This is a genomic window from Arthrobacter phoenicis, assembly GCF_047238215.1.
GTDB lineage: Bacteria > Actinomycetota > Actinomycetes > Actinomycetales > Micrococcaceae > Arthrobacter.
The window spans coordinates 1,879,092-1,901,924 of the sequence record NZ_JBDFMK010000001.1 but is presented as its reverse complement, the minus strand read 5'-3'; the positions used below and the strand labels follow the sequence as shown (position 1 = coordinate 1,901,924).

12 protein-coding genes and 5 rRNA genes are annotated in these 22,833 nt (G+C 62.2%); 5 read left to right on the top strand and 12 right to left on the bottom strand.

The features are described from left to right. Positions 1-210 precede the first annotated feature (210 nt). Positions 211-3,336: ribosomal RNA gene (locus ABC337_RS08870) — 23S ribosomal RNA — on the bottom strand. Between the two features lie 568 nt (positions 3,337-3,904). Then, positions 3,905-5,428: ribosomal RNA gene (locus ABC337_RS08865) — 16S ribosomal RNA — on the bottom strand. The 16S and 23S rRNA genes sit together here, the layout of an rRNA operon. A 693-nt stretch (positions 5,429-6,121) precedes the next feature. On the opposite strand from ABC337_RS08865, the gene ABC337_RS08860 reads away from it, so the two are divergent. Then, complete coding sequence (locus tag ABC337_RS08860; protein ID WP_412884283.1) at positions 6,122-8,563, top strand: HAD-IC family P-type ATPase; 2,442 nt, start codon at positions 6,122-6,124, stop codon at positions 8,561-8,563. A 64-nt stretch (positions 8,564-8,627) separates the two neighbouring features. Here the strand turns inward: ABC337_RS08860 and rrf are convergent. From rrf to rpmB, 6 genes are all read right to left on the bottom strand, one after another. Beyond that, positions 8,628-8,744 (bottom strand): 5S ribosomal RNA (rrf, locus tag ABC337_RS08855). Between the two features lie 215 nt (positions 8,745-8,959). Then, positions 8,960-12,085: ribosomal RNA gene (locus ABC337_RS08850) — 23S ribosomal RNA — on the bottom strand. 567 nt (positions 12,086-12,652) lie between these two features. Further along, a 16S ribosomal RNA gene (locus tag ABC337_RS08845) occupies positions 12,653-14,176 on the bottom strand. Between the two features lie 666 nt (positions 14,177-14,842). Next, on the bottom strand, positions 14,843-15,148 hold the full coding sequence (rpsN, locus tag ABC337_RS08840) for a 30S ribosomal protein S14 (protein WP_043485315.1): 306 nt from the start codon (positions 15,146-15,148) through the stop codon (positions 14,843-14,845). 4 nt (positions 15,149-15,152) lie between these two features. Next, positions 15,153-15,320: a 50S ribosomal protein L33 gene (gene rpmG, locus ABC337_RS08835; RefSeq protein ID WP_290257284.1), complete on the bottom strand. Its 168-nt coding sequence runs from the start codon at positions 15,318-15,320 to the stop codon at positions 15,153-15,155. Continuing rightward, positions 15,320-15,556, bottom strand: coding sequence for a 50S ribosomal protein L28 (gene rpmB / locus ABC337_RS08830; RefSeq protein WP_056737118.1), 237 nt, complete (start codon positions 15,554-15,556; stop codon positions 15,320-15,322). Before rpmB ends, rpmG begins: the two co-directional genes overlap by 1 nt. A gap of 462 nt (positions 15,557-16,018) precedes the next feature. On the opposite strand from rpmB, the gene ABC337_RS08825 reads away from it, so the two are divergent. From ABC337_RS08825 to ABC337_RS08815, 3 genes are read left to right on the top strand one after another with little or no spacing between them, the layout of a single operon-like run. Next, positions 16,019-17,461 carry a ferredoxin reductase family protein gene (locus tag ABC337_RS08825; RefSeq protein WP_412884284.1) on the top strand — a complete coding sequence of 481 codons (1,443 nt, stop codon included), beginning with the start codon at positions 16,019-16,021 and terminating at the stop codon, positions 17,459-17,461. Continuing rightward, on the top strand, positions 17,458-18,015 hold the full coding sequence (locus ABC337_RS08820; RefSeq protein ID WP_412884285.1) for an FMN-binding protein: 558 nt from the start codon (positions 17,458-17,460) through the stop codon (positions 18,013-18,015). The genes ABC337_RS08825 and ABC337_RS08820 overlap by 4 nt, the downstream gene beginning before the upstream one ends. Before the next feature lie 40 nt (positions 18,016-18,055). Beyond that, positions 18,056-18,814, top strand: a complete 759-nt coding sequence (locus tag ABC337_RS08815) for an FAD:protein FMN transferase (RefSeq protein WP_412884286.1) — start codon at positions 18,056-18,058, stop codon at positions 18,812-18,814. 28 nt (positions 18,815-18,842) lie between these two features. On the opposite strand, the gene ABC337_RS08810 is transcribed toward ABC337_RS08815, so the two are convergent. The 3 genes from ABC337_RS08810 to ABC337_RS08800 all read right to left on the bottom strand — a co-directional run bounded on the left by ABC337_RS08810 (position 18,843) and on the right by ABC337_RS08800 (position 21,603). Beyond that, complete coding sequence (locus ABC337_RS08810) at positions 18,843-20,231, bottom strand: GH1 family beta-glucosidase (protein ID WP_412884287.1); 1,389 nt, start codon at positions 20,229-20,231, stop codon at positions 18,843-18,845. Positions 20,232-20,292: 61 nt separating this feature from the next. Continuing rightward, positions 20,293-21,054 (bottom strand): SGNH/GDSL hydrolase family protein, encoded by a 762-nt coding sequence (locus tag ABC337_RS08805; protein ID WP_412884288.1) that lies wholly within the window; start codon positions 21,052-21,054, stop codon positions 20,293-20,295. Between the two features lie 51 nt (positions 21,055-21,105). Beyond that, positions 21,106-21,603, bottom strand: coding sequence for a MarR family winged helix-turn-helix transcriptional regulator (locus tag ABC337_RS08800; protein ID WP_412884289.1), 498 nt, complete (start codon positions 21,601-21,603; stop codon positions 21,106-21,108). Between the two features lie 105 nt (positions 21,604-21,708). Between ABC337_RS08800 and ABC337_RS08795 the strand changes: the two genes are divergently transcribed. Beyond that, positions 21,709-21,996 carry a YciI family protein gene (locus tag ABC337_RS08795; protein WP_412884290.1) on the top strand — a complete coding sequence of 96 codons (288 nt, stop codon included), beginning with the start codon at positions 21,709-21,711 and terminating at the stop codon, positions 21,994-21,996. 8 nt (positions 21,997-22,004) lie between these two features. Here ABC337_RS08795 and ABC337_RS08790 read toward each other — a convergent pair whose 3' ends face one another. Beyond that, positions 22,005-22,826 (bottom strand): SGNH/GDSL hydrolase family protein, encoded by an 822-nt coding sequence (locus ABC337_RS08790; protein ID WP_412884291.1) that lies wholly within the window; start codon positions 22,824-22,826, stop codon positions 22,005-22,007. Positions 22,827-22,833: the final 7 nt, after the last annotated feature.

The following is a 22,833-nucleotide window of genomic DNA, read 5'->3' as shown; positions in this document are numbered from 1 at the left end:
TTACCCGGACCGAACCCCGTGCGGGGTTGGTGGGAAGACTTTTGGTTACAACTCTGCTCTTTTAGGGCAGTGTGGTGTTGTATTCAATTATATTCGGTTCCGTGCAACGCAACTCACCCGTGGTGGGTTTGTTGGTTGGGAACCACATAGTGGACGCAAGCAGTCTTGTTCTTCATACCCACCCCGGCAAACAGTGTTTGGGGGTGGTGTGTGGTGTAAGTTATCGGCCTATTAGTACCGGTCAGCTTCACGAGTCTTTAGTCCTCGCTTCCACATCCGGCCTATCAACCCAGTGGTCTGGCTGGGGGCCTCTCACACACAAGGTGTATGGAAATCTCATCTTGAAGCGAGCTTCCCGCTTAGATGCTTTCAGCGGTTATCCCATCCGAACGTAGCTAATCAGCGGTGCACTTGGCAGTACAACTGACACACCAGAGGTTCGTCCGTCCCGGTCCTCTCGTACTAAGGACAGCCCTTCTCAAATTTCCTGCGCGCGCAGCGGATAGGGACCGAACTGTCTCACGACGTTCTAAACCCAGCTCGCGTACCGCTTTAATGGGCGAACAGCCCAACCCTTGGGACCTACTCCAGCCCCAGGATGCGACGAGCCGACATCGAGGTGCCAAACCATGCCGTCGATATGGACTCTTGGGCAAGATCAGCCTGTTATCCCCGAGGTACCTTTTATCCGTTGAGCGACGGCCATTCCACAATGTACCGCCGGATCACTAGTCCCGACTTTCGTCCCTGCTCGAGATGTCTCTCTCACAGTCAAGCTCCCTTGTGCACTTACACTCGACACCTGATTGCCAACCAGGCTGAGGGAACCTTTGGGCGCCTCCGTTACTTTTTAGGAGGCAACCGCCCCAGTTAAACTACCCATCAGGCACTGTCCCTGACCCGGATTACGGGCCGAAGTTAGATGTCCAAAGTGACCAGAGTGGTATTTCAACGATGACTCCACCCGAACTGGCGTCCGGGCTTCAACGTCTCCCACCTATCCTACACAAGCCACTCCGAACACCAATACCAAACTATAGTAAAGGTCTCGGGGTCTTTCCGTCCTGCTGCGCGTAACGAGCATCTTTACTCGTACTGCAATTTCGCCGAGTTTATGGTTGAGACAGCGGGGAAGTCGTTACTCCATTCGTGCAGGTCGGAACTTACCCGACAAGGAATTTCGCTACCTTAGGATGGTTATAGTTACCACCGCCGTTTACTGGGGCTTAAATTCTCAGCTTCGCCTTGCGGCTAACCGGTCCTCTTAACCTTCCAGCACCGGGCAGGAGTCAGTCCGTATACATCGTCTTGCGACTTCGCACGGACCTGTGTTTTTAGTAAACAGTCGCTTCCCCCTGGTCTCTGCGGCCCCGCCACGCTCCGGACAGCTAGTGTCCATCACGATAGGGGCCCCCCTTCTCCCGAAGTTACGGGGGCATTTTGCCGAGTTCCTTAACCATAATTCTCTCGATCGCCTTAGTATTCTCTACCTGATCACCTGTGTCGGTTTGGGGTACGGGCGGCTAAAACCTCGCGTCGATGCTTTTCTCGGCAGCATAGGATCACCGGATCCCCCCATACGGGGGTCCCATCGGGTCTCAGGCATCATGAACAGCGGATTTGCCTACCGTTCGCCCTACATCCTTAGACCGGGGCAACCATCGCCCGGCCCGGCTACCTTCCTGCGTCACACCTGTTAATACGCTTGCCTCCCAGGTTTCGGTCCCGCGCTCCACCAAAACCCTCACACCACAAGGATGATCGGGCAGGTCTCGGGCGGTTAGTATCCCCTGTTCAACATGGGCGGTTTTTCGCCGGTACGGGAATATCAACCCGTTGTCCATCGACTACGCCTGTCGGCCTCGCCTTAGGTCCCGACTTACCCAGGGCAGATTAGCTTGACCCTGGAACCCTTGATCATTCGGCGGACGGGTTTCTCACCCGTCTTTCGCTACTCATGCCTGCATTCTCACTCGTGTAGGCTCCACCGCTGGTTTACACCGCGACTTCACTGCCCACACGACGCTCCCCTACCCATCCAGACGCCTGAACCACAAGGGCTTAGCAAAAATCTGAATGCCACAACTTCGGCGGTGTACTTGAGCCCCGCTACATTGTCGGCGCGGAATCACTTGACCAGTGAGCTATTACGCACTCTTTTAAGGATGGCTGCTTCTAAGCCAACCTCCTGGTTGTCTTCGCAACTCCACATCCTTTCCCACTTAGCACACGCTTAGGGGCCTTAGTTGGTGGTCTGGGCTGTTTCCCTCTCGACTATGAAGCTTATCCCCCACAGTCTCACTGCTGCGCTCTCACTTACCGGCATTCGGAGTTTGGCTGACGTCAGTAACCTTGTAGGGCCCATTAGCCATCCAGTAGCTCTACCTCCGATAAGAAACACGCAACGCTGCACCTAAATGCATTTCGGGGAGAACCAGCTATCACGAAGTTTGATTGGCCTTTCACCCCTACCCACAGCTCATCCCCTCCATTTTCAACTGAAGTGGGTTCGGTCCTCCACGACGTCTTACCGTCGCTTCAACCTGGCCATGGGTAGATCACTTCGCTTCGGGTCTAGATCACGCCACTGCAACGCCCTATTCAGACTCGCTTTCGCTACGGCTTCCCCACACGGGTTAACCTCGCGACGTAACACTAACTCGCAGGCTCATTCTTCAAAAGGCACGCCGTCACAACTACAAGGCTGCTCCGACGGATTGTAAGCACACGGTTTCAGGTACTGTTTCACTCCCCTCCCGGGGTACTTTTCACCTTTCCCTCACGGTACTGGTCCGCTATCGGTCATTAGGGAGTATTTAGGCTTATCAGGTGGTCCTGACAGATTCGCACGGGATTTCTCGGGCCCCGTGCTACTTGGGATACTCTCCAGGCGGCGTAAAAAACATTTCGGTTACGGGGCTCACACCCTCTCTGGCCGGCCTTTCAAGACCGTTCACCTATGCCCACGCTCTCACCCCACTGTCCCGGCAGAGACAGAACGGAAAGTCCCACAACCCCGACCATGCAACGCCCGCCGGCTATCACACATGGAACGGTTTAGCCTGATCCGCGTTCGCTCGCCACTACTAACGGAATCACTATTGTTTTCTCTTCCTGCGGGTACTGAGATGTTTCACTTCCCCGCGTTCCCTCCACGCACCCTATGTGTTCAGATGCGGGTCACCAGGCAACTCGCGCCCCTGGCGGGGTTTCCCCATTCGGACACCCTGGGATCACAGTCCGGTTATCGACTCCCCCAGGCTTATCGCAGATTCCTACGTCCTTCTTCGGCTCCTAATGCCAAGGCATCCACCGTGTGCTCTTAAAAACTTGACCACAAAAGATCAAGGAGTAATTTCGAGAGAACCACAGAAACCAACCACACCACAACAACACCACCCCAAAGGGCAGTACCATCAAGCGCAGCCAGATCCAGGTTCATATTCTTGGAAATTGCTTCTTATAAAAGATGCTCGCGTCCACTATGTAGTTCTCAAACAACAACCCCGTACCACACACCCCACACACCAACCCCCTGCCAAAAGCAGAAGGTCGACAGTGTCCAGGGCGTCGCAGCCAGGAAGCCAGAAACACACAAAACCCACACCCCGCACCCACCCCCAAAAGGAGGCAGACACAGGCCATGGTCCTGTTGTCTCAGGACCCAACAGTGTGCCAAACACTACCCACCGGATACCTCACCGAAGCGTTCCAGGAACACCCACCCCACAAGGGAGTGCGTCTTCCGTACTAACCACCGGCAAAACCCCGACAGGCACCTATTCATTGATATTCCACCCATGAGCACCCGCCGCAGAACTTGCGTCTGCGCAACGGGCCTACTCCTGACAACACCACCACACCAGTACTTAGACCAGGCGGGGTTGTTGTAGGCGCTCCTTAGAAAGGAGGTGATCCAGCCGCACCTTCCGGTACGGCTACCTTGTTACGACTTAGTCCCAATCGCCAGTCCCACCTTCGACAGCTCCCTCCCACAAGGGGTTAGGCCACCGGCTTCGGGTGTTACCAACTTTCGTGACTTGACGGGCGGTGTGTACAAGGCCCGGGAACGTATTCACCGCAGCGTTGCTGATCTGCGATTACTAGCGACTCCGACTTCATGGGGTCGAGTTGCAGACCCCAATCCGAACTGAGACCGGCTTTTTGGGATTAGCTCCACCTCACAGTATCGCAACCCTTTGTACCGGCCATTGTAGCATGCGTGAAGCCCAAGACATAAGGGGCATGATGATTTGACGTCGTCCCCACCTTCCTCCGAGTTGACCCCGGCAGTCTCCCATGAGTCCCCGCCATAACGCGCTGGCAACATGGAACGAGGGTTGCGCTCGTTGCGGGACTTAACCCAACATCTCACGACACGAGCTGACGACAACCATGCACCACCTGTAAACCGACCACAAGTGGGGGACCTGTTTCCAGGTCTTACCGGTTCATGTCAAGCCTTGGTAAGGTTCTTCGCGTTGCATCGAATTAATCCGCATGCTCCGCCGCTTGTGCGGGCCCCCGTCAATTCCTTTGAGTTTTAGCCTTGCGGCCGTACTCCCCAGGCGGGGCACTTAATGCGTTAGCTACGGCGCGGAAAACGTGGAATGTCCCCCACACCTAGTGCCCAACGTTTACGGCATGGACTACCAGGGTATCTAATCCTGTTCGCTCCCCATGCTTTCGCTCCTCAGCGTCAGTTAATGCCCAGAGACCTGCCTTCGCCATCGGTGTTCCTCCTGATATCTGCGCATTTCACCGCTACACCAGGAATTCCAGTCTCCCCTACATCACTCTAGTCTGCCCGTACCCACCGCAGATCCGGAGTTGAGCCCCGGACTTTCACGGCAGACGCGACAAACCGCCTACGAGCTCTTTACGCCCAATAATTCCGGATAACGCTTGCGCCCTACGTATTACCGCGGCTGCTGGCACGTAGTTAGCCGGCGCTTCTTCTGCAGGTACCGTCACTTTCGCTTCTTCCCTACTGAAAGAGGTTTACAACCCGAAGGCCGTCATCCCTCACGCGGCGTCGCTGCATCAGGCTTCCGCCCATTGTGCAATATTCCCCACTGCTGCCTCCCGTAGGAGTCTGGGCCGTGTCTCAGTCCCAGTGTGGCCGGTCACCCTCTCAGGCCGGCTACCCGTCGTCGCCTTGGTGAGCCATTACCTCACCAACAAGCTGATAGGCCGCGAGTCCATCCAAAACCACAAAAGCTTTCCACCCCCCACCATGCGATGAGGAGTCATATCCGGTATTAGACCCAGTTTCCCAGGCTTATCCCAGAGTTAAGGGCAGGTTACTCACGTGTTACTCACCCGTTCGCCACTAATCCCCCCAGCAAGCTGGGGATCATCGTTCGACTTGCATGTGTTAAGCACGCCGCCAGCGTTCATCCTGAGCCAGGATCAAACTCTCCGTTGAAAACAAACAGACACAACACGCACCACCGGGAAAACGGCGACAACATGCTGCACAAAATTTGAAACCAGCTGAAAACCGTGCCATCCACGGGGTGGACAACACAGCATAATCAACCAATCAATAAAACAATCGGTATCAACAAACTTGGCACACTATTGAGTTCTCAAACAACAGACACACCCGGCACCACCACAACCCACAAGGGCCGCGACTCGCTCCGGAGCAACTTTTCAAACTTACCCGATGTCCTTCTCCGAAGCAAATTCGACTTTCTCGAACCAGATTCAGGAGATGCATCAGCCCCAGCCAAAAATAGTGGTCAAAAGATTGTCCAAGATTTTGGTCTTGTAGTTTTTTGGGGGTTTGGCCGCCTTCGGTTCCCGGCCTCTCGGCTGGTCTCCCTCGCGGCGACTTAGAAAACAATACACCCCGCCGGGCGCGTCTGCAAACCCGGGCCGAAGGGCCCACCCCGGCCGGAGCAAACCCCGGAAACCCGCGGACTTTCGGCCCTTGCAGCGCCCCAGCGGGCCATCGAAGGCCCAGTTGTGGGGAAAGGGCTGCCTGTATGCTGCGTCACTCCTAGGCCCGCTGCGTCTACCATCGGGGTGTGAGGGCAGAACGCCGGCGCCAGAAGACACGAACGGTGGATGCGCGTGTGCCCGCTCCCCCGGACCCGGCCTGAATCACCGCGAGGTGGCGGACCGCGTAAAGCGGGGTCTGGACAACAAGGTGCAGGACCGGTCCAGCCGCAGTCTCTGGGAGATCTTCAAGGCCAACGTCCTCACGCTCTTCAATGCCATCGTCGGGGGCAGCTTCCTGATCCTGTTGCTGCTGGGCCGGTGGCAGGACGCGCTGTTCGGTCTCGCGGCCGCCGGCAACGCGGTGATAGGCGTCGTGCAGGAGTTCCGAGCCAAACGCTCCCTCGACCGGCTGGCAATCCTCGATGCTCCGCAGGCGCGGGTCCTCCGTGATGGACTGCCCGTCGAGATTCCCACCGCGGAGGTGGTGCGGGACGATGTCCTGATCCTCCGGGCCGGCGACCAGGTGACCGCCGACGCTGAGGTGGTTGAGTCCTCCGGGCTCGAGGCGGATGAATCCCTGCTGACGGGTGAGTCCGACCCCGTGGACAAGGCAACAGGGTCTGAGGTGTTGTCCGGGTCGCTGGTGGTTGCCGGCCGGGGCCATGCACGGGTGGTGCGGGTAGGTGCGGAATCGTTCTCCAGCCGGATCACGGCGGATGCGCGGCGTTTCTCCCTGGTGCAGTCCGAGATCCGCAACAGCCTGAACCGTGTCCTCCGCTGGATCGCCTGGGCCATCCTGCCCGTCGCCCTACTGGTGGCTACCGGGGAGATGCAGGCCAGGGGCGGCTGGCAGTCTGTGACCGTCGACGGGGCATGGGTACCCGCCGTCGTCGGCGTGATCGCCAGCGTCATCGCCATGGTCCCCCTGGGCCTCGTGCTGCTGACCAGCGTGGCCTTCGCCGTCGGCGGTCTCCGTCTGGCCGCGCACAAGGTCCTGATCCAGGAGCTCGCCGCGGTCGAGGGATTGGCAAGGGTGGATGTCCTCTGCCTGGACAAGACCGGCACCCTCACCGAAGGCGGCCTCAGGTTCGACGCCGTGCACCAGCTGCTGCCGGACCCGCCGCCGGGGTGGGAGCACGCGCTGGGCTGGTTCGCCTCGGAACCGGAGGCGAATGCGACCGCGCGCAGCATGGAGCTCGCCTTCGAGGACGACGGCGGCTTCCGCTCCGTGTCCTACGTCCCGTTCTCCTCCGCCCGCAAGTGGAGCGGCGCCACGTTCGACGCCGGCATCGGCACCACCTCGACGTGGGTCCTTGGCGCCCCCGACATCCTCCTTGCCCCGGGTACCGCAGCAACGGTGCAACCAGTCGGAGAGCCTGCGTCGGCGGGGGACGCGCCAGACGCCGCGGCCGCCGCCCTCCACCAGGCCGGGGACCTCGCCGCCGGCGGTCTCCGCACCCTCCTCCTCGCCCAGGCATCCGGCCTGCCCCGGCAGGGAACGGACGACGGCGCGTTGCCCGCATCCGTGCGCCCGGTGGCCCTGCTGACCTTCCGCGAGCAGCCCCGGGCTGAGGCCGCAACCACCCTGGAATACTTCCGGGCGGAGGGCGTGACGGTGAAGATCATCTCCGGCGACGAACCGGGAACGGTTGCCGCCATCGCCCGCCGGGTGGGGCTGACGGTTCCCCACGGCGTCGATGCCCGGACCCTTCCCGAGGATCCGGAACGGCTCGCGGAGGTGATGGAAGCGAACACGGTGTTCGGCCGGGTCAGCCCCCACCAGAAGCGCGACATGGTGGCCGCCCTCCAGCGGCGCGGGCACACGGTCGCCATGACCGGCGACGGAGTCAACGACGCCCTGGCCCTGAAGACCGCGGACTTGGGCATTGCCGTGAACTCGGCGGCACCAGCCACCAAAGCCGTCGCCCGCCTGGTGCTCCTGGATGGCCGCTTCGACCGGTTGCCGGAAGTGGTAGCGGAGGGCCGGCGCGTCATCGCCAACATCGAACGGGTCTCCAGCTTGTTCCTCAGCAAGACGGCCTACGCCGTGGCCATCGCCGCGAGCTTCGCGCTGCTGCAGTGGCCCTTCCCGTTCCTGCCCCGCCAGCTGTCCTTCACCGACGGACTGACCATCGGGATCCCGGCCTTCTTCCTGGCCCTGATGCCCAACGCCCGCCGCTACCGTGCCGGCTTCCTCCGGCGTTCCCTGTGGTTCTCCGTGCCTGCGGGGCTGATCGTCACGGCCTCGCTGATTGCGGTCACGGCGGCGTCGACGACGGCGGATCCGGCGCCGCGTGCGGAGGACCTTCGCTCGGCGGCGGTCCTCACCCTGTCCATCGTCGGGCTGTGGATCCTGAGTGCCGTGGCACGGCCGCTGAACGCCGGCCGGCTGGGTGTACTGGCGGCGATGGCCGCCGCGCTGGTTGTCCTGCTGGGAGTGCCGCTGGCCCAGGACTTCTTCATCCTTGGCTGGCCGCCGGAGCCGTTGCTGCTGGCCGCACTGGGGTCGGGTCTGGGCGGCGGGGCGTTAGTCGAGGTCCTGGCGTGGCTACACCGGCGCCGGTTCAACGGCCGGCCCGAGGCAGAGGCCAGGGCGGAGCCCGCGAAGCAGTAGCGAATGGTTGCTTAAAGTGGGAGAGCCTCCAACCGTGTGGTTGGAGGCTCTCGACCTAATGGTTGTCCGGCGGTGACCTACTCTCCCACACCCTCCCGGGTGCAGTACCATCGGCGCTGTGGGTCTTAGCTTCCGGGTTCGGAATGGGACCGGGCGTTTCCCCCACGCTATGACCGCCGTAACCCTGTTACCCGGACCGAACCCCGTGCGGGGTTGGTGGGAAGACTTTTGGTTACAACTCTGCTTTTTAGGGCAGTGTGGTGTTGTATTCAATTATATTCGGTTCCGTGCAACGCAACTCACCCGTGGTGGGTTTGTTGGTTGGGAACCACATAGTGGACGCAAGCAGTCTTGTTCTTCATACCCACCCCGGCAAACAGTGTTTGGGGGTGGTGTGTGGTGTAAGTTATCGGCCTATTAGTACCGGTCAGCTTCACGAGTCTTTAGTCCTCGCTTCCACATCCGGCCTATCAACCCAGTGGTCTGGCTGGGGGCCTCTCACACACAAGGTGTATGGAAATCTCATCTTGAAGCGAGCTTCCCGCTTAGATGCTTTCAGCGGTTATCCCATCCGAACGTAGCTAATCAGCGGTGCACTTGGCAGTACAACTGACACACCAGAGGTTCGTCCGTCCCGGTCCTCTCGTACTAAGGACAGCCCTTCTCAAATTTCCTGCGCGCGCAGCGGATAGGGACCGAACTGTCTCACGACGTTCTAAACCCAGCTCGCGTACCGCTTTAATGGGCGAACAGCCCAACCCTTGGGACCTACTCCAGCCCCAGGATGCGACGAGCCGACATCGAGGTGCCAAACCATGCCGTCGATATGGACTCTTGGGCAAGATCAGCCTGTTATCCCCGAGGTACCTTTTATCCGTTGAGCGACGGCCATTCCACAATGTACCGCCGGATCACTAGTCCCGACTTTCGTCCCTGCTCGAGATGTCTCTCTCACAGTCAAGCTCCCTTGTGCACTTACACTCGACACCTGATTGCCAACCAGGCTGAGGGAACCTTTGGGCGCCTCCGTTACTTTTTAGGAGGCAACCGCCCCAGTTAAACTACCCATCAGGCACTGTCCCTGACCCGGATTACGGGCCGAAGTTAGATGTCCAAAGTGACCAGAGTGGTATTTCAACGATGACTCCACCCGAACTGGCGTCCGGGCTTCAACGTCTCCCACCTATCCTACACAAGCCACTCCGAACACCAATACCAAACTATAGTAAAGGTCTCGGGGTCTTTCCGTCCTGCTGCGCGTAACGAGCATCTTTACTCGTACTGCAATTTCGCCGAGTTTATGGTTGAGACAGCGGGGAAGTCGTTACTCCATTCGTGCAGGTCGGAACTTACCCGACAAGGAATTTCGCTACCTTAGGATGGTTATAGTTACCACCGCCGTTTACTGGGGCTTAAATTCTCAGCTTCGCCTTGCGGCTAACCGGTCCTCTTAACCTTCCAGCACCGGGCAGGAGTCAGTCCGTATACATCGTCTTGCGACTTCGCACGGACCTGTGTTTTTAGTAAACAGTCGCTTCCCCCTGGTCTCTGCGGCCCCGCCACGCTCCGGACAGCTTGTGTCCATCACGATAGGGGCCCCCCTTCTCCCGAAGTTACGGGGGCATTTTGCCGAGTTCCTTAACCATAATTCTCTCGATCGCCTTAGTATTCTCTACCTGATCACCTGTGTCGGTTTGGGGTACGGGCGGCTAAAACCTCGCGTCGATGCTTTTCTCGGCAGCATAGGATCACCGGATCCCCCCATACGGGGGTCCCATCGGGTCTCAGGCATCATGAACAGCGGATTTGCCTACCGTTCGCCCTACATCCTTAGACCGGGGCAACCATCGCCCGGCCCGGCTACCTTCCTGCGTCACACCTGTTAATACGCTTGCCTCCCAGGTTTCGGTCCCGCGCTCCACCAAAACCCTCACACCACAAGGATGATCGGGCAGGTCTCGGGCGGTTAGTATCCCCTGTTCAACATGGGCGGTTTTTCGCCGGTACGGGAATATCAACCCGTTGTCCATCGACTACGCCTGTCGGCCTCGCCTTAGGTCCCGACTTACCCAGGGCAGATTAGCTTGACCCTGGAACCCTTGATCATTCGGCGGACGGGTTTCTCACCCGTCTTTCGCTACTCATGCCTGCATTCTCACTCGTGTAGGCTCCACCGCTGGTTTACACCGCGACTTCACTGCCCACACGACGCTCCCCTACCCATCCAGACGCCTGAACCACAAGGGCTTAGCAAAAATCTGAATGCCACAACTTCGGCGGTGTACTTGAGCCCCGCTACATTGTCGGCGCGGAATCACTTGACCAGTGAGCTATTACGCACTCTTTTAAGGATGGCTGCTTCTAAGCCAACCTCCTGGTTGTCTTCGCAACTCCACATCCTTTCCCACTTAGCACACGCTTAGGGGCCTTAGTTGGTGGTCTGGGCTGTTTCCCTCTCGACTATGAAGCTTATCCCCCACAGTCTCACTGCTGCGCTCTCACTTACCGGCATTCGGAGTTTGGCTGACGTCAGTAACCTTGTAGGGCCCATTAGCCATCCAGTAGCTCTACCTCCGATAAGAAACACGCAACGCTGCACCTAAATGCATTTCGGGGAGAACCAGCTATCACGAAGTTTGATTGGCCTTTCACCCCTACCCACAGCTCATCCCCTCCATTTTCAACTGAAGTGGGTTCGGTCCTCCACGACGTCTTACCGTCGCTTCAACCTGGCCATGGGTAGATCACTTCGCTTCGGGTCTAGATCACGCCACTGCAACGCCCTATTCAGACTCGCTTTCGCTACGGCTTCCCCACACGGGTTAACCTCGCGACGTAACACTAACTCGCAGGCTCATTCTTCAAAAGGCACGCCGTCACAACTACAAGGCTGCTCCGACGGATTGTAAGCACACGGTTTCAGGTACTGTTTCACTCCCCTCCCGGGGTACTTTTCACCTTTCCCTCACGGTACTGGTCCGCTATCGGTCATTAGGGAGTATTTAGGCTTATCAGGTGGTCCTGACAGATTCGCACGGGATTTCTCGGGCCCCGTGCTACTTGGGATACTCTCCAGGCGGCGTAAAAAACATTTCGGTTACGGGGCTCACACCCTCTCTGGCCGGCCTTTCAAGACCGTTCACCTATGCCCACGCTCTCACCCCACTGTCCCGGCAGAGACAGAACGGAAAGTCCCACAACCCCGACCATGCAACGCCCGCCGGCTATCACACATGGAACGGTTTAGCCTGATCCGCGTTCGCTCGCCACTACTAACGGAATCACTATTGTTTTCTCTTCCTGCGGGTACTGAGATGTTTCACTTCCCCGCGTTCCCTCCACGCACCCTATGTGTTCAGATGCGGGTCACCAGGCAACTCGCGCCCCTGGCGGGGTTTCCCCATTCGGACACCCTGGGATCACAGTCCGGTTATCGACTCCCCCAGGCTTATCGCAGATTCCTACGTCCTTCTTCGGCTCCTAATGCCAAGGCATCCACCGTGTGCTCTTAAAAACTTGACCACAAAAGATCAAGGAGTAATTTCGAGAGAACCACAGAAACCAACCACACCACAACAACACCACCCAAGGGCAGTACCATCAAGCGCAGCCAGATCCAGGTTCATATTCTTGGAAATTGCTTCTTATAAAAGATGCTCGCGTCCACTATGTAGTTCTCAAACAACAACCCCGTACCACACACCCCACACACCAACCCCCTGCCAAAAGCAGAAGGTCGACAGCGCACAGGGCGTCGCAGCCAGGAAGCCAGAAACACACAAAACCCACACCCCGCACCCACCCCCAAAAGGAGGCAGACACAGGCCATGGTCCTGTTGTCTCAGGACCCAACAGTGTGCCAAACACTACCCACCCGAACCTCCACCGAAGCGTTCCAGGAACACCCACCCCACAAAGAGGAGTGCGTCTTCCGTACTAACACCGGCAAAAACCCGACAGGCACCTATTCGTTGATATTCCACCCATGAGCACCCGCCGCAGAACAAACGTCTGCGCAACGGGCCTACTCCTGACAACACCACCACACCAGTACATAGACCAGGCGGGGTTGTTGTAGGCGCTCCTTAGAAAGGAGGTGATCCAGCCGCACCTTCCGGTACGGCTACCTTGTTACGACTTAGTCCCAATCGCCAGTCCCACCTTCGACAGCTCCCTCCCACAAGGGGTTAGGCCACCGGCTTCGGGTGTTACCAACTTTCGTGACTTGACGGGCGGTGTGTACAAGGCCCGGGAACGTATTCACCGCAGCGTTGCTGATCTGCGATTACTAGCGACTCCGACTTCATGGGGTCGAGTTGCAGACCCCAATCCGAACTGAGACCGGCTTTTTGGGATTAGCTCCACCTCACAGTATCGCAACCCTTTGTACCGGCCATTGTAGCATGCGTGAAGCCCAAGACATAAGGGGCATGATGATTTGACGTCGTCCCCACCTTCCTCCGAGTTGACCCCGGCAGTCTCCCATGAGTCCCCGCCATAACGCGCTGGCAACATGGAACGAGGGTTGCGCTCGTTGCGGGACTTAACCCAACATCTCACGACACGAGCTGACGACAACCATGCACCACCTGTAAACCGACCACAAGTGGGGGACCTGTTTCCAGGTCTTACCGGTTCATGTCAAGCCTTGGTAAGGTTCTTCGCGTTGCATCGAATTAATCCGCATGCTCCGCCGCTTGTGCGGGCCCCCGTCAATTCCTTTGAGTTTTAGCCTTGCGGCCGTACTCCCCAGGCGGGGCACTTAATGCGTTAGCTACGGCGCGGAAAACGTGGAATGTCCCCCACACCTAGTGCCCAACGTTTACGGCATGGACTACCAGGGTATCTAATCCTGTTCGCTCCCCATGCTTTCGCTCCTCAGCGTCAGTTAATGCCCAGAGACCTGCCTTCGCCATCGGTGTTCCTCCTGATATCTGCGCATTTCACCGCTACACCAGGAATTCCAGTCTCCCCTACATCACTCTAGTCTGCCCGTACCCACCGCAGATCCGGAGTTGAGCCCCGGACTTTCACGGCAGACGCGACAAACCGCCTACGAGCTCTTTACGCCCAATAATTCCGGATAACGCTTGCGCCCTACGTATTACCGCGGCTGCTGGCACGTAGTTAGCCGGCGCTTCTTCTGCAGGTACCGTCACTTTCGCTTCTTCCCTACTGAAAGAGGTTTACAACCCGAAGGCCGTCATCCCTCACGCGGCGTCGCTGCATCAGGCTTCCGCCCATTGTGCAATATTCCCCACTGCTGCCTCCCGTAGGAGTCTGGGCCGTGTCTCAGTCCCAGTGTGGCCGGTCACCCTCTCAGGCCGGCTACCCGTCGTCGCCTTGGTGAGCCATTACCTCACCAACAAGCTGATAGGCCGCGAGTCCATCCAAAACCACAAAAGCTTTCCACCCCCCACCATGCGATGAGGAGTCATATCCGGTATTAGACCCAGTTTCCCAGGCTTATCCCAGAGTTAAGGGCAGGTTACTCACGTGTTACTCACCCGTTCGCCACTAATCCCCGGTGCAAGCACCGGATCATCGTTCGACTTGCATGTGTTAAGCACGCCGCCAGCGTTCATCCTGAGCCAGGATCAAACTCTCCGTTGAAAACAAACAGACACAACACGCACCACCGGGAAAACGGCGACAACATGCTGCACAAAATTTGAAACCAGCTGAAAACCATGCCATCCACGGGGTGGACAACACAGCATAATCAACCAATCAATAAAACAATCGGTATCAACAAACTTGGCACACTATTGAGTTCTCAAACAACAGACACACCCGGCACCACCACAACCCCTCAAGGGACCGCGACTCGCTCCGGAGCAACTTTTCAAACTTACCCGATCACCAACCGCAATGCAAACCGGCGTACTCGCCGAATCCCACGCAATGGAAGGGTCCCCACCCGAAAAACCGGCGCAGAATTCCGCACCATTTTTCAGGCTGTTCATCAGGGGGTCGGTCGCCATCTTTCCGCTTCAGCGGCGGCGACTCGAATAACTTTACACACGAACACCGGACCACACAAATCGCGCCCCGAAGACCCACCCCCGCCCCTAAAAACCCCTGAAATCCGGGACGCAGCGCCCCATCGCGGCCGAAACAACCGCCGTCGTGCGCAAAACCCGTCCGTGTGCGCTCGGTCACCACCCCGCGAACACGGGACCGGAACCGGCAGCCAGCGCAGACGGCTTAACGCACAAGGGGCCGGCAACCATGACGGTTGCCGGCCCCTCTTAAGCCACTGGCTTCAGGAGTGCTGAATTACCAGGAAGACTTCGTGATGCCCGGGAGCTCACCGCGGTGAGCCATGTCGCGGAAGCGAACACGGGAGATGCCGAACTTCTGGAAGGTGCCACGCGGGCGGCCATCGATGATGTCGCGGTTGCGGAGGCGGACCGGGGAAGCGTTGCGCGGCAGCTTCTGCAGGCCGAGGCGTGCAGCTTCGCGGGCTTCGTCGGTCGAGTTGGGGTCGACCAGGGCCTTCTTCAGTTCGAGGCGCTTTGCAGCATAGCGCTCGACGATGACTTTACGCTGTTCGTTCTTAGCGATCATTGACTTCTTAGCCATGTGCTTAGCGCTCCTCTCGGAATTCGACGTGCTTGCGGATCTTGGGATCGTACTTCCGCAGGACCATGCGGTCCGGGTCGTTACGACGGTTCTTGCGCGTCACGTAGGTGTAACCCGTGCCCGCGGTCGACTTGAGCTTGATGATCGGACGTACGTCCTTGTCCTTTGCCACTAGAGCTTCACTCCTCGTGCCAGGATGTCGGCGACGACAACGTCGATGCCGCGTACGTCGATGGTCTTGATGCCACGTGCAGAGACCTGCAGGGTGACATTACGGCGCAGGGACGGAACCCAGTAGCGCTTCTTCTGGATGTTCGGGTCGAACCGGCGCTTGTTGCGGCGGTGCGAGTGCGAAATGCTGTGTCCAAAGCCCGGCTCGGCTCCGGTCACCTGGCAGTGTGCTGCCATGACGACTCTCCTCATGAAAATAAATGAAACGGCAGGCGGAGTTCCGCGTTACCGTGCGATAGGCAGCGTCCGCCGCCAGCTCTCCTCGAACGGGCCCCTCACGACGACGGCCGAAACCGTGCTGCGAGGGAGCCAATGAAGGAGTCCGAGATAACCGTCAGGGAGAACTCGTAAGCCTTCACTGCGGTACCGGGATGCCGGGCGAATACAGGAACGCGCGCAACTTGAGCCCCTAACTACCGGCCTTCGGGGCTGTCTGCACTGCAGATTTTCCCGTCAACCGGAGCAATTGCCCACGCTCCGCGCCACCTAGCGCCTACCAAGTCTACGATCTCGTGGAATTAAAGACCAATCCGGGGGTCCGAGGGTGTATAAGGCGGTCCGCCCGGCCTGCAGCGAAGACTTAAGCGGGGCGCAGTTCTTTCACAGCAAAACGAAAGGGAACGGGCAGATTCTGGATCCATGAACACATCGACCCAGACTGCTCAGCAGCCCCTCGCCCGGCGGGCCGGGGCCGGCGGCAACCCGTTCGCGGCGCAGCACCGCCGGCGGATGTTCAGGGGCGACCTGCTCACGGTCATCGCCTGGTCCTCCGTCGCCGCCGCCATTGCCCTCTGGCTCGCCGACGGCGGCGCGTCCGGCTTCTCCACTCCCGGCGGCGCGTTCACCGCCCTGGGCATCGTGGCCGGCCTCGCCGGCATGGACCTGGTGCTGCTGATGCTGCTGCTAGCGGCGCGGCTGCCCATCATCGACGGGGCCGTCGGCCACGACCGGGCCCTTGAATTCCACCGGAAGCTGGGCAAGCCCGCCCTCTACCTGCTCCTGGCCCACGGCGTCCTGCTGGCAATCGGCTACGGGATGGCGGACGGCCTGGACCCCGTCAGCGAGGCGGTGTCCCTCTGGGTCCAGGTGCCGGACATGTGGCTGGCGTACATCTCCATCCTGCTGTTCATCGCCGTCGTCGTGACCTCCCTGGTGGCTGTGCGCCGCCGCTTCCCGTACGAGTTCTGGTACGCGGTTCACCTGTTGACCTACGCCGCGGTCCTGACCTCCATCCCCCATCAGTTCAGCGTCGGCGGCCTCTTCGCCGAGGGGACCTGGCAGCGCTGGTACTGGCTGGCCGTCTGCATCGGGACCGGCGCCGCGTTGGCGCACTACCGGGTCCTGGAGCCGATCGTTGCCACCGTCCGGCACCAGCTGAGGGTCAGCCGCGTGGTCTCCGCCGGCCACGGCGTTGTCAGCATCGAAATGACCGGCCGGCACCTCGACGAGCTGGCCGGCAGCGGCGGCCGCTTCTTCATCTGGCGGTTCCTGGCCCCCGGCCAGTGGTGGCACCCGCACCCCTTCAGCCTCTCTGCTGAGCCCGTGACGTTCGGGGCCGACGGCGCCGGCAGGCTCCGGATCACTGTCCGGAACCTGGGCCGCGGTTCCGCCGCCCTGGCCCGGCTGCGGCCAGGCACTAGGGTAGCGGTGGAGGGCCCTTACGGGCTGTTCAGCTCGGCTTCCCGAAGCCGCCGGAAGGTGGTCCTCATCGGCGCCGGGATCGGCATCACCCCCATCCGGGCGCTGCTGGAGAACACGCCCTTCGCGCCGGGGGAAGCCACGGTGATCCTCCGCGGCCACAACCAGTCCGGCCTGTACCTGGGCGACGAGATCCTGGACCTCTGCCAGCGGCGCGGGGCCACCCTGTTCCACCTGACCGGCCGGCGGCCGCGGGGCGTGAGCACCTGGCTGCCCGAGAGCGAGTCCCGCGCCGGCTACCGGCTGGCCAGCTACGCTCCCGACCTTGCCGGTTCAGACATCTACGTCTGCGGCCCGGATGCCTGGGCCCGGAACGTCCTCGACGACGCACGCCAGGCCGGCGTGCGGGAAGAACAGCTCCACTACGAAAGGTTTGACTGGTGAGAATACGCGCAGTAGTTTCAGCGACCCTGGCTTCCGCCGGGATCCTTTTGGCCGGCTGGCAATCCGGCGCCCACGTGGCCGAATCTGCCAGCGCCGTCGGCACGACGGCGGGAACCGCCGGGACCGGGGCCACCGGCACCGGGTCCGCCAAGTCCGGGCTGGGCAGCTCCGCCGGCGGCTCGTCCTCCGGGTCCGCAGCCTCCGGGGACACGTCCTCCGGCACCGGCACCAGCGGCTCATCGGGATCCTCCGGCAGCTCCTCCGGTTCCTCCAGTGCCGGCGGCACCTTCACCGGGGACTCGGTACAGACCCGGTTCGGCTCGGTCCAGGTGCAGATCATCGTCAGCGGCGGCAAGATCACGGACGTCAAGGCGCTGCAGCTCACGGACGAGGACCGCCGCTCGGTGCAGATCAGCAACCGCGCCGCTCCCCTGCTGCGCTCCGAGGTCCTCCAGGCCCAGTCCGCCAACGTCCAGACCATCAGCGGTGCCACCGTCACTAGCTCTGCGTACCTGACCTCGCTGCAGGCGGCCCTCGATGCGGCCCACCTCTAAGCCGGAAAGCCCGGCACTAAAGGCCCGGACGTTCCAGTGCATGGGCACCGTCATCGGCCTCACCGTCCCGATGGCAGCGAACGACGACGGCGGCTCCCGGGCCGCGGTGGAGGAGGCCCTCGGCACGGCCGCGGACGCCGTCGAACGCATCTTCCGCGAGCTCGACGGGCAGTTCAGCCTCTACCGGCCGGATTCGGAGGCCAGCCGGGTGGCCCGCCGGGAGGTGACCCCCGGGGAAACCTCGGCCGGCTTCCGGGACCGCTACGCCGAGGCCGCGGACTGGCGGCTGCTCACCGAGGGCGCCTTCACCCCGGAACGTCCCGACGGAGCCCCGGACCTGTCCGGGTTGGTCAAGGGCTACGCGGTCCAGGAGGCCGGGGCCGCCCTGTCGTCGCTGGGACTGACGGACTGGTGCCTCAACGCCGGCGGCGACGTGCTGGTCTCCGGCTCGCCGATTGTCGGGACCGCCGCCACCTGGCAGGCCGGCATCGTGGACCCGCAGGACCGCGAAACCCTGCTGGCCGCCTACCCGCTGGGCGGCGGCACCACCGCGCAGGCGCTGGCCACCTCGGGCTCGGCCGAACGCGGCGACCACATCTGGACGCGGGCCACCGGGCCGAGCGAATTCCTGCAGGTTTCTGTCGCGGCGGCGGACATCGTGACCGCCGACGTGCTGGCCACCGCGATCGTGGCGGGAGGGCTCCCGATGCTGAACCGCGCCACCGACGGCTGGGACGTCCAGGTCCTCGCGGTCAGGCGCGACGGCGGCCTGCTCGCCACACCCGGTTTCCGCGCCTAGCGTTCCCGGCCGTCAGCGCTCCGGGCCGTCAGCCCGGCAGGGCGTTCGACGCCGCGACGCGGGCGTACCAAAGCCCGCTGGCCTTGGGGATCCGGCGCTGTGTGTCGTACTCCACCCGGACCAGGCCGAAGCGCTGGTGGTAGCCGAAGGCCCACTCGAAGTTATCCAGCAGGGACCAGGCGAAGTAGCCGCGCACGTCCACGCCCTCGGCAATCGCCGCGTGCAGCGCGCGGAGGTGCTGTTCGAAGAAGCTCCGCCGGTCCTCGTCGTTGACGAAGCCCTCGGCGTCCGGTTCGTCGTCGTACGCGGCGCCGTTCTCGGTGATGTAGATCGGAATCCCTGCCAGGCCCGTGTAGTCGCGTTGCAGCCGCACCAGCAGCCGGCGCAGCCCGTCGGGCTGGACTTCCCAGCCCATGCCGGTGACGGAGAGGCCGCGGGGCACGGCGTGCACGCCGTCGGCGGCCACCATCGGGGAGGACGGGTCGGGGTCCAGGCCGGGCTCCGCCGTGAAGGCGCTCCCGTGGTAGTAATTGACGCCCAGGACGTCCAGCGGGGCGCTGATCAGCTCGAGGTCTCCGGGCCGGACGACGTCGGCCATGCCCAGGTGCGCGACGTCGGCCAGGACGTCCGCGGGGTACTCGCCCCGGAAGAGCGGATCCAGGAACAGCCGGTTGGATTGGCCGTCCGCGCGCCGGGCGGCGTCGCGGTCCAGTTCACGGTCCGGGTCCGCCGGGTCCGCAACTGTCAGGTTCAGGGTGATGCCCACGGTGGCGGCGGCGTCCCGGCTCCGGATCTCCCGCGCCGCCAAACCGTGGCCCAGCAGCAGGTGGTGGACGGCGGCGAGGGCGGCCGACGGGTCCTTGCGGCCGGGGGCATGAAGGCCGGCGGCGTAGCCCAGGAAGGCCGAAACCCAGGGTTCGTTCAGGGTGGTCCAGAACCGGACCCGGTCCCCCAGCGCCCCGTGCATCACGGCCGCGAACTCCGCGAACCGTTCGGCGGTCTCCCGGGCAGCCCAGCCGCCCTTGTCCTCCAGCGCCTGGGGCAGGTCCCAGTGGTAGAGGGTGATCCAGGGCGTGATCCCGGCCGCCAGCAGCCGGTCGACCAGGTCCGAGTAGAAGGCGATTCCCTCCGGGTTGGGGGTGACGCCGTCGGGCATGCAGCGGGCCCAGGAGACCGAGAACCGGTAGGCGGCCAGGTTCAGGTCCTGCATCAGCGCGATGTCCTGCGCCGTGCGGTGGTAGTGATCGCAGGCGACGTCGCCGTTGTGCCCGTCCGCCACGGCGCCGGGCACCCGGCTGAAGACGTCCCAGATCGATTCGCCGCGCCCGCCTTCCCGGGCCGCGCCCTCGATCTGGTAAGCGGCGGTGGCGGCGCCCCAAAGGAATCCGGGCGGGAAGGTCACTGGGGTGCTGTTCATCCGGTGCTGCTCCTTTGCACGGTGCCAATCCTTCTATCGGGGCAGCGGGCGCTGCCCCGCCTTAGAGGTGGGTCAGCTGAGGATACCGCGGCGCGAGGCCGTCGCCGGAGGACTTCCCGGTGACCCGCCGCATCACCCAGGGGCCGGCGAATTCGCGGACCCAGCGGGCGTTGGCGGCGAGCGCTTCGGAGCGGCTGAGTTCCGGGACCGGGGTCATGGGCGGCACGTCGATGGAATGCTCGTGGGCCAGGACGTCGAGGACCCGCCGGGCCATGGTGGCGTGGCCGGCCGGGGACATATGCATCCGGTCCGTGGCCCACATGCCCCAGTCGTAGTATTCGCTGAACCGCCAGTAGTCCACCAGGAGTGCCCCGTGGTCCCCCGCGATGCCGCGGACCAGTTCGTTGTAGATGGCGGTGCGGCCGCGCATCGTGCTGAACACTTTGGACCCGCGGGCGTCGAAGCCGGTGAACATCACCACGGTGGCGCCGGTTGCCGTGAGGGTGCGGATGGCGGCGTCGTAGTCGGCCAGCAGGCCGTCAATGTCGATGCTGGGCCGGAGGATGTCGTTGGCTCCGGCGTAGATGGTCACCAGCGTGGGGTTGAGCGCGACGGCGGCATCCACCTGTTCGGCCAGGATCTGCCGCAATTTCCGGCCACGGATAGCGAGGTTGGCGTAGCCGAAGCCGGGGTCCGCGGCGCCGAGCTGCTCGGCGACCCGGTCGGCCCAGCCGCGCACCCCGTTGGGGCGGGCCGGATCGTCGTCACCGACGCCTTCGGTAAAGGAGTCTCCGAGGGCCACGTACCGGGTGCTGAAATCCATGCAGACAGTCTGTCACCCGTTGCCGGAAGCAACCAAGGAGGCCCGGGCGGACTACCCGGCCTCGGCGGGTACGTTCTCGCGCAGGATCCAGTGGCAGGGGTCCAGCCGGGCCACCACCTTCTCGCCGATCCGGGCGAGGGCGGCGACGTCGTCGGGGTCCAGGGCGTCGAGGAAGAGCTCGCGCACCGCTTCCACGTGGGCGGGGGCGAGCCCGACGAGGGTTTCCAGGCCGGCATCCGTCAGGTGCGCCGTGGTGACGCGGGCATCCCCCGGGTGGGGCTGGCGTTCCAGCCACCCCCGGTTCTGCAGTTTGGTGACCACGTGCGAGAGCCGGGACAGCGAGGCGCTGGTGCGGGCGGCGAGTTCGCTCATCGGCAAGTAGCGGCCCTCCGCCTCGGAGAGCATCGCCAGGACGTTGTAGTCGAAAAGCGAGAGCTTCCCGGCGGAGTGCAGCTGGGTGTCCAGCGCGGCCGGCAGCAGGGTGTTGATGCTCAGCTGTGCCAGCCAGGCACGGCGTTCCTCGGCGTTAAGCCAGCGCGGATCGGTCATGGCTCCATTCTAGGAGCCGGGAAGCTTGACGGTTCAATCCTCCACAGTTTCTGTCCCTGCCGGGGCGCCGTTCCGGGGCTTCGCACCAGGCGGTACGCTGACGCTATGTACGTCGTGTCGCTCACCTACAAGGTGCCCGAAGAGATCGTCGATTTCCACCTGCCCGCGCACGTCCAGTGGCTGCAGGACGCCTTCGACCGGGGCGTCTTCATGGTGGCGGGGCGGAAGATTCCCCGGACCGGCGGGCTCCTGCTCTCGAATGCCGACCGCGCGGACCTGGACGCGGCGCTGCTCGCGGATCCGTTCTACGTCAACGGCGTGGCGGACTTCGACGTCGAGGAGTTCCACGCCAGCCGGGTGGCCCCCGGCTTCGAGAACCTGCTGGACGGCTAGGCCGGGCCTCAGGCCAGCAGCTTCTTCAGCCCGCCCTTCTCCGGCACCCGCACCGGCTGCGGCCAGCGCGGGGTGAGCTGGTCCCCCAGGGTGACGCCACGGAGTTTCCGGCCGAACAGCGGCAGCACCCAGTCATGCACCCAGCGCCGCTGCCGCCGTTCCCAGTCGCGGAACCCCAGCGGGGCCGGCGGTTCCCATTCCTTGGGGCTGATGCTGTGCGGGACGCCCAGATGGTCCAGGACCTGCGCGGCGAGGTACTTGTGGCCGGCCTTGGACATGTGGAGCCGGTCGCTGTACCACATCCTGGGGTCCTGGAAAGCCTCGAAGGCCCAGTAGTCCACCAGCACGGCTCCGTACCAGTCGGCCAGTTCCCGGACCCGGCGGTTGTAGAGGGTGTTGCGGCGCTTGAAGGGTTCGAGCAGCACGGAGACCTTGACGTCGAAGCCGGTGAAAAGCACCACGGTGGCCCCCGAGGCGGTAAGCCGCTGGACCAGGACCTCGTAGTCGTCCATCAGGTCCTCGATGTCGGTGCCGAGGTCCAGCAGGTCGTTGCCGCCGGCGTACAGGGTCACCAGGGTGGGCTTCATCGCCAGCGCCGGTTCCAGCTGCTCGGCGATGATCTGCCGGAGGCGTTTGCTGCGGATGGCGAGGTTGGCGTACTCCCAGCCCGGGTCCGCTTTCGCCAGCCTCTCGGCCACCCGGTCCGCCCAGCCCCGGACGCCGTTGGGCAGGTGCTTGCTGCGGTCCCCCACACCCTCGGTGAAGGAATCGCCAAGGGCGACGTAGACGCGCCGCCCGTCCGGGCCCGGATGCAAGAGGTTCGCGGCCATGCCGCCA

Bases quoted from the DNA above. Each gene is read 5' to 3' on its own strand.
- rpsN (WP_043485315.1), bottom strand. From the start codon at position 15,148: ATGGCTAAGAAGTCAATGATCGCTAAGAACGAACAGCGTAAAGTCATC.
- rpmB (WP_056737118.1), bottom strand. From the start codon at position 15,556: ATGGCAGCACACTGCCAGGTGACCGGAGCCGAGCCGGGCTTTGGACAC.
- ABC337_RS08825 (WP_412884284.1), top strand. From the start codon at position 16,019: ATGAACACATCGACCCAGACTGCTCAGCAGCCCCTCGCCCGGCGGGCC.
- ABC337_RS08815 (WP_412884286.1), top strand. From the start codon at position 18,056: ATGGGCACCGTCATCGGCCTCACCGTCCCGATGGCAGCGAACGACGAC.
- ABC337_RS08810 (WP_412884287.1), bottom strand. From the start codon at position 20,231: ATGAACAGCACCCCAGTGACCTTCCCGCCCGGATTCCTTTGGGGCGCC.
- ABC337_RS08805 (WP_412884288.1), bottom strand. From the start codon at position 21,054: ATGGATTTCAGCACCCGGTACGTGGCCCTCGGAGACTCCTTTACCGAA.
- ABC337_RS08800 (WP_412884289.1), bottom strand. From the start codon at position 21,603: ATGACCGATCCGCGCTGGCTTAACGCCGAGGAACGCCGTGCCTGGCTG.
- ABC337_RS08795 (WP_412884290.1), top strand. From the start codon at position 21,709: ATGTACGTCGTGTCGCTCACCTACAAGGTGCCCGAAGAGATCGTCGAT.
- ABC337_RS08790 (WP_412884291.1), bottom strand. From the start codon at position 22,826: ATGGCCGCGAACCTCTTGCATCCGGGCCCGGACGGGCGGCGCGTCTAC.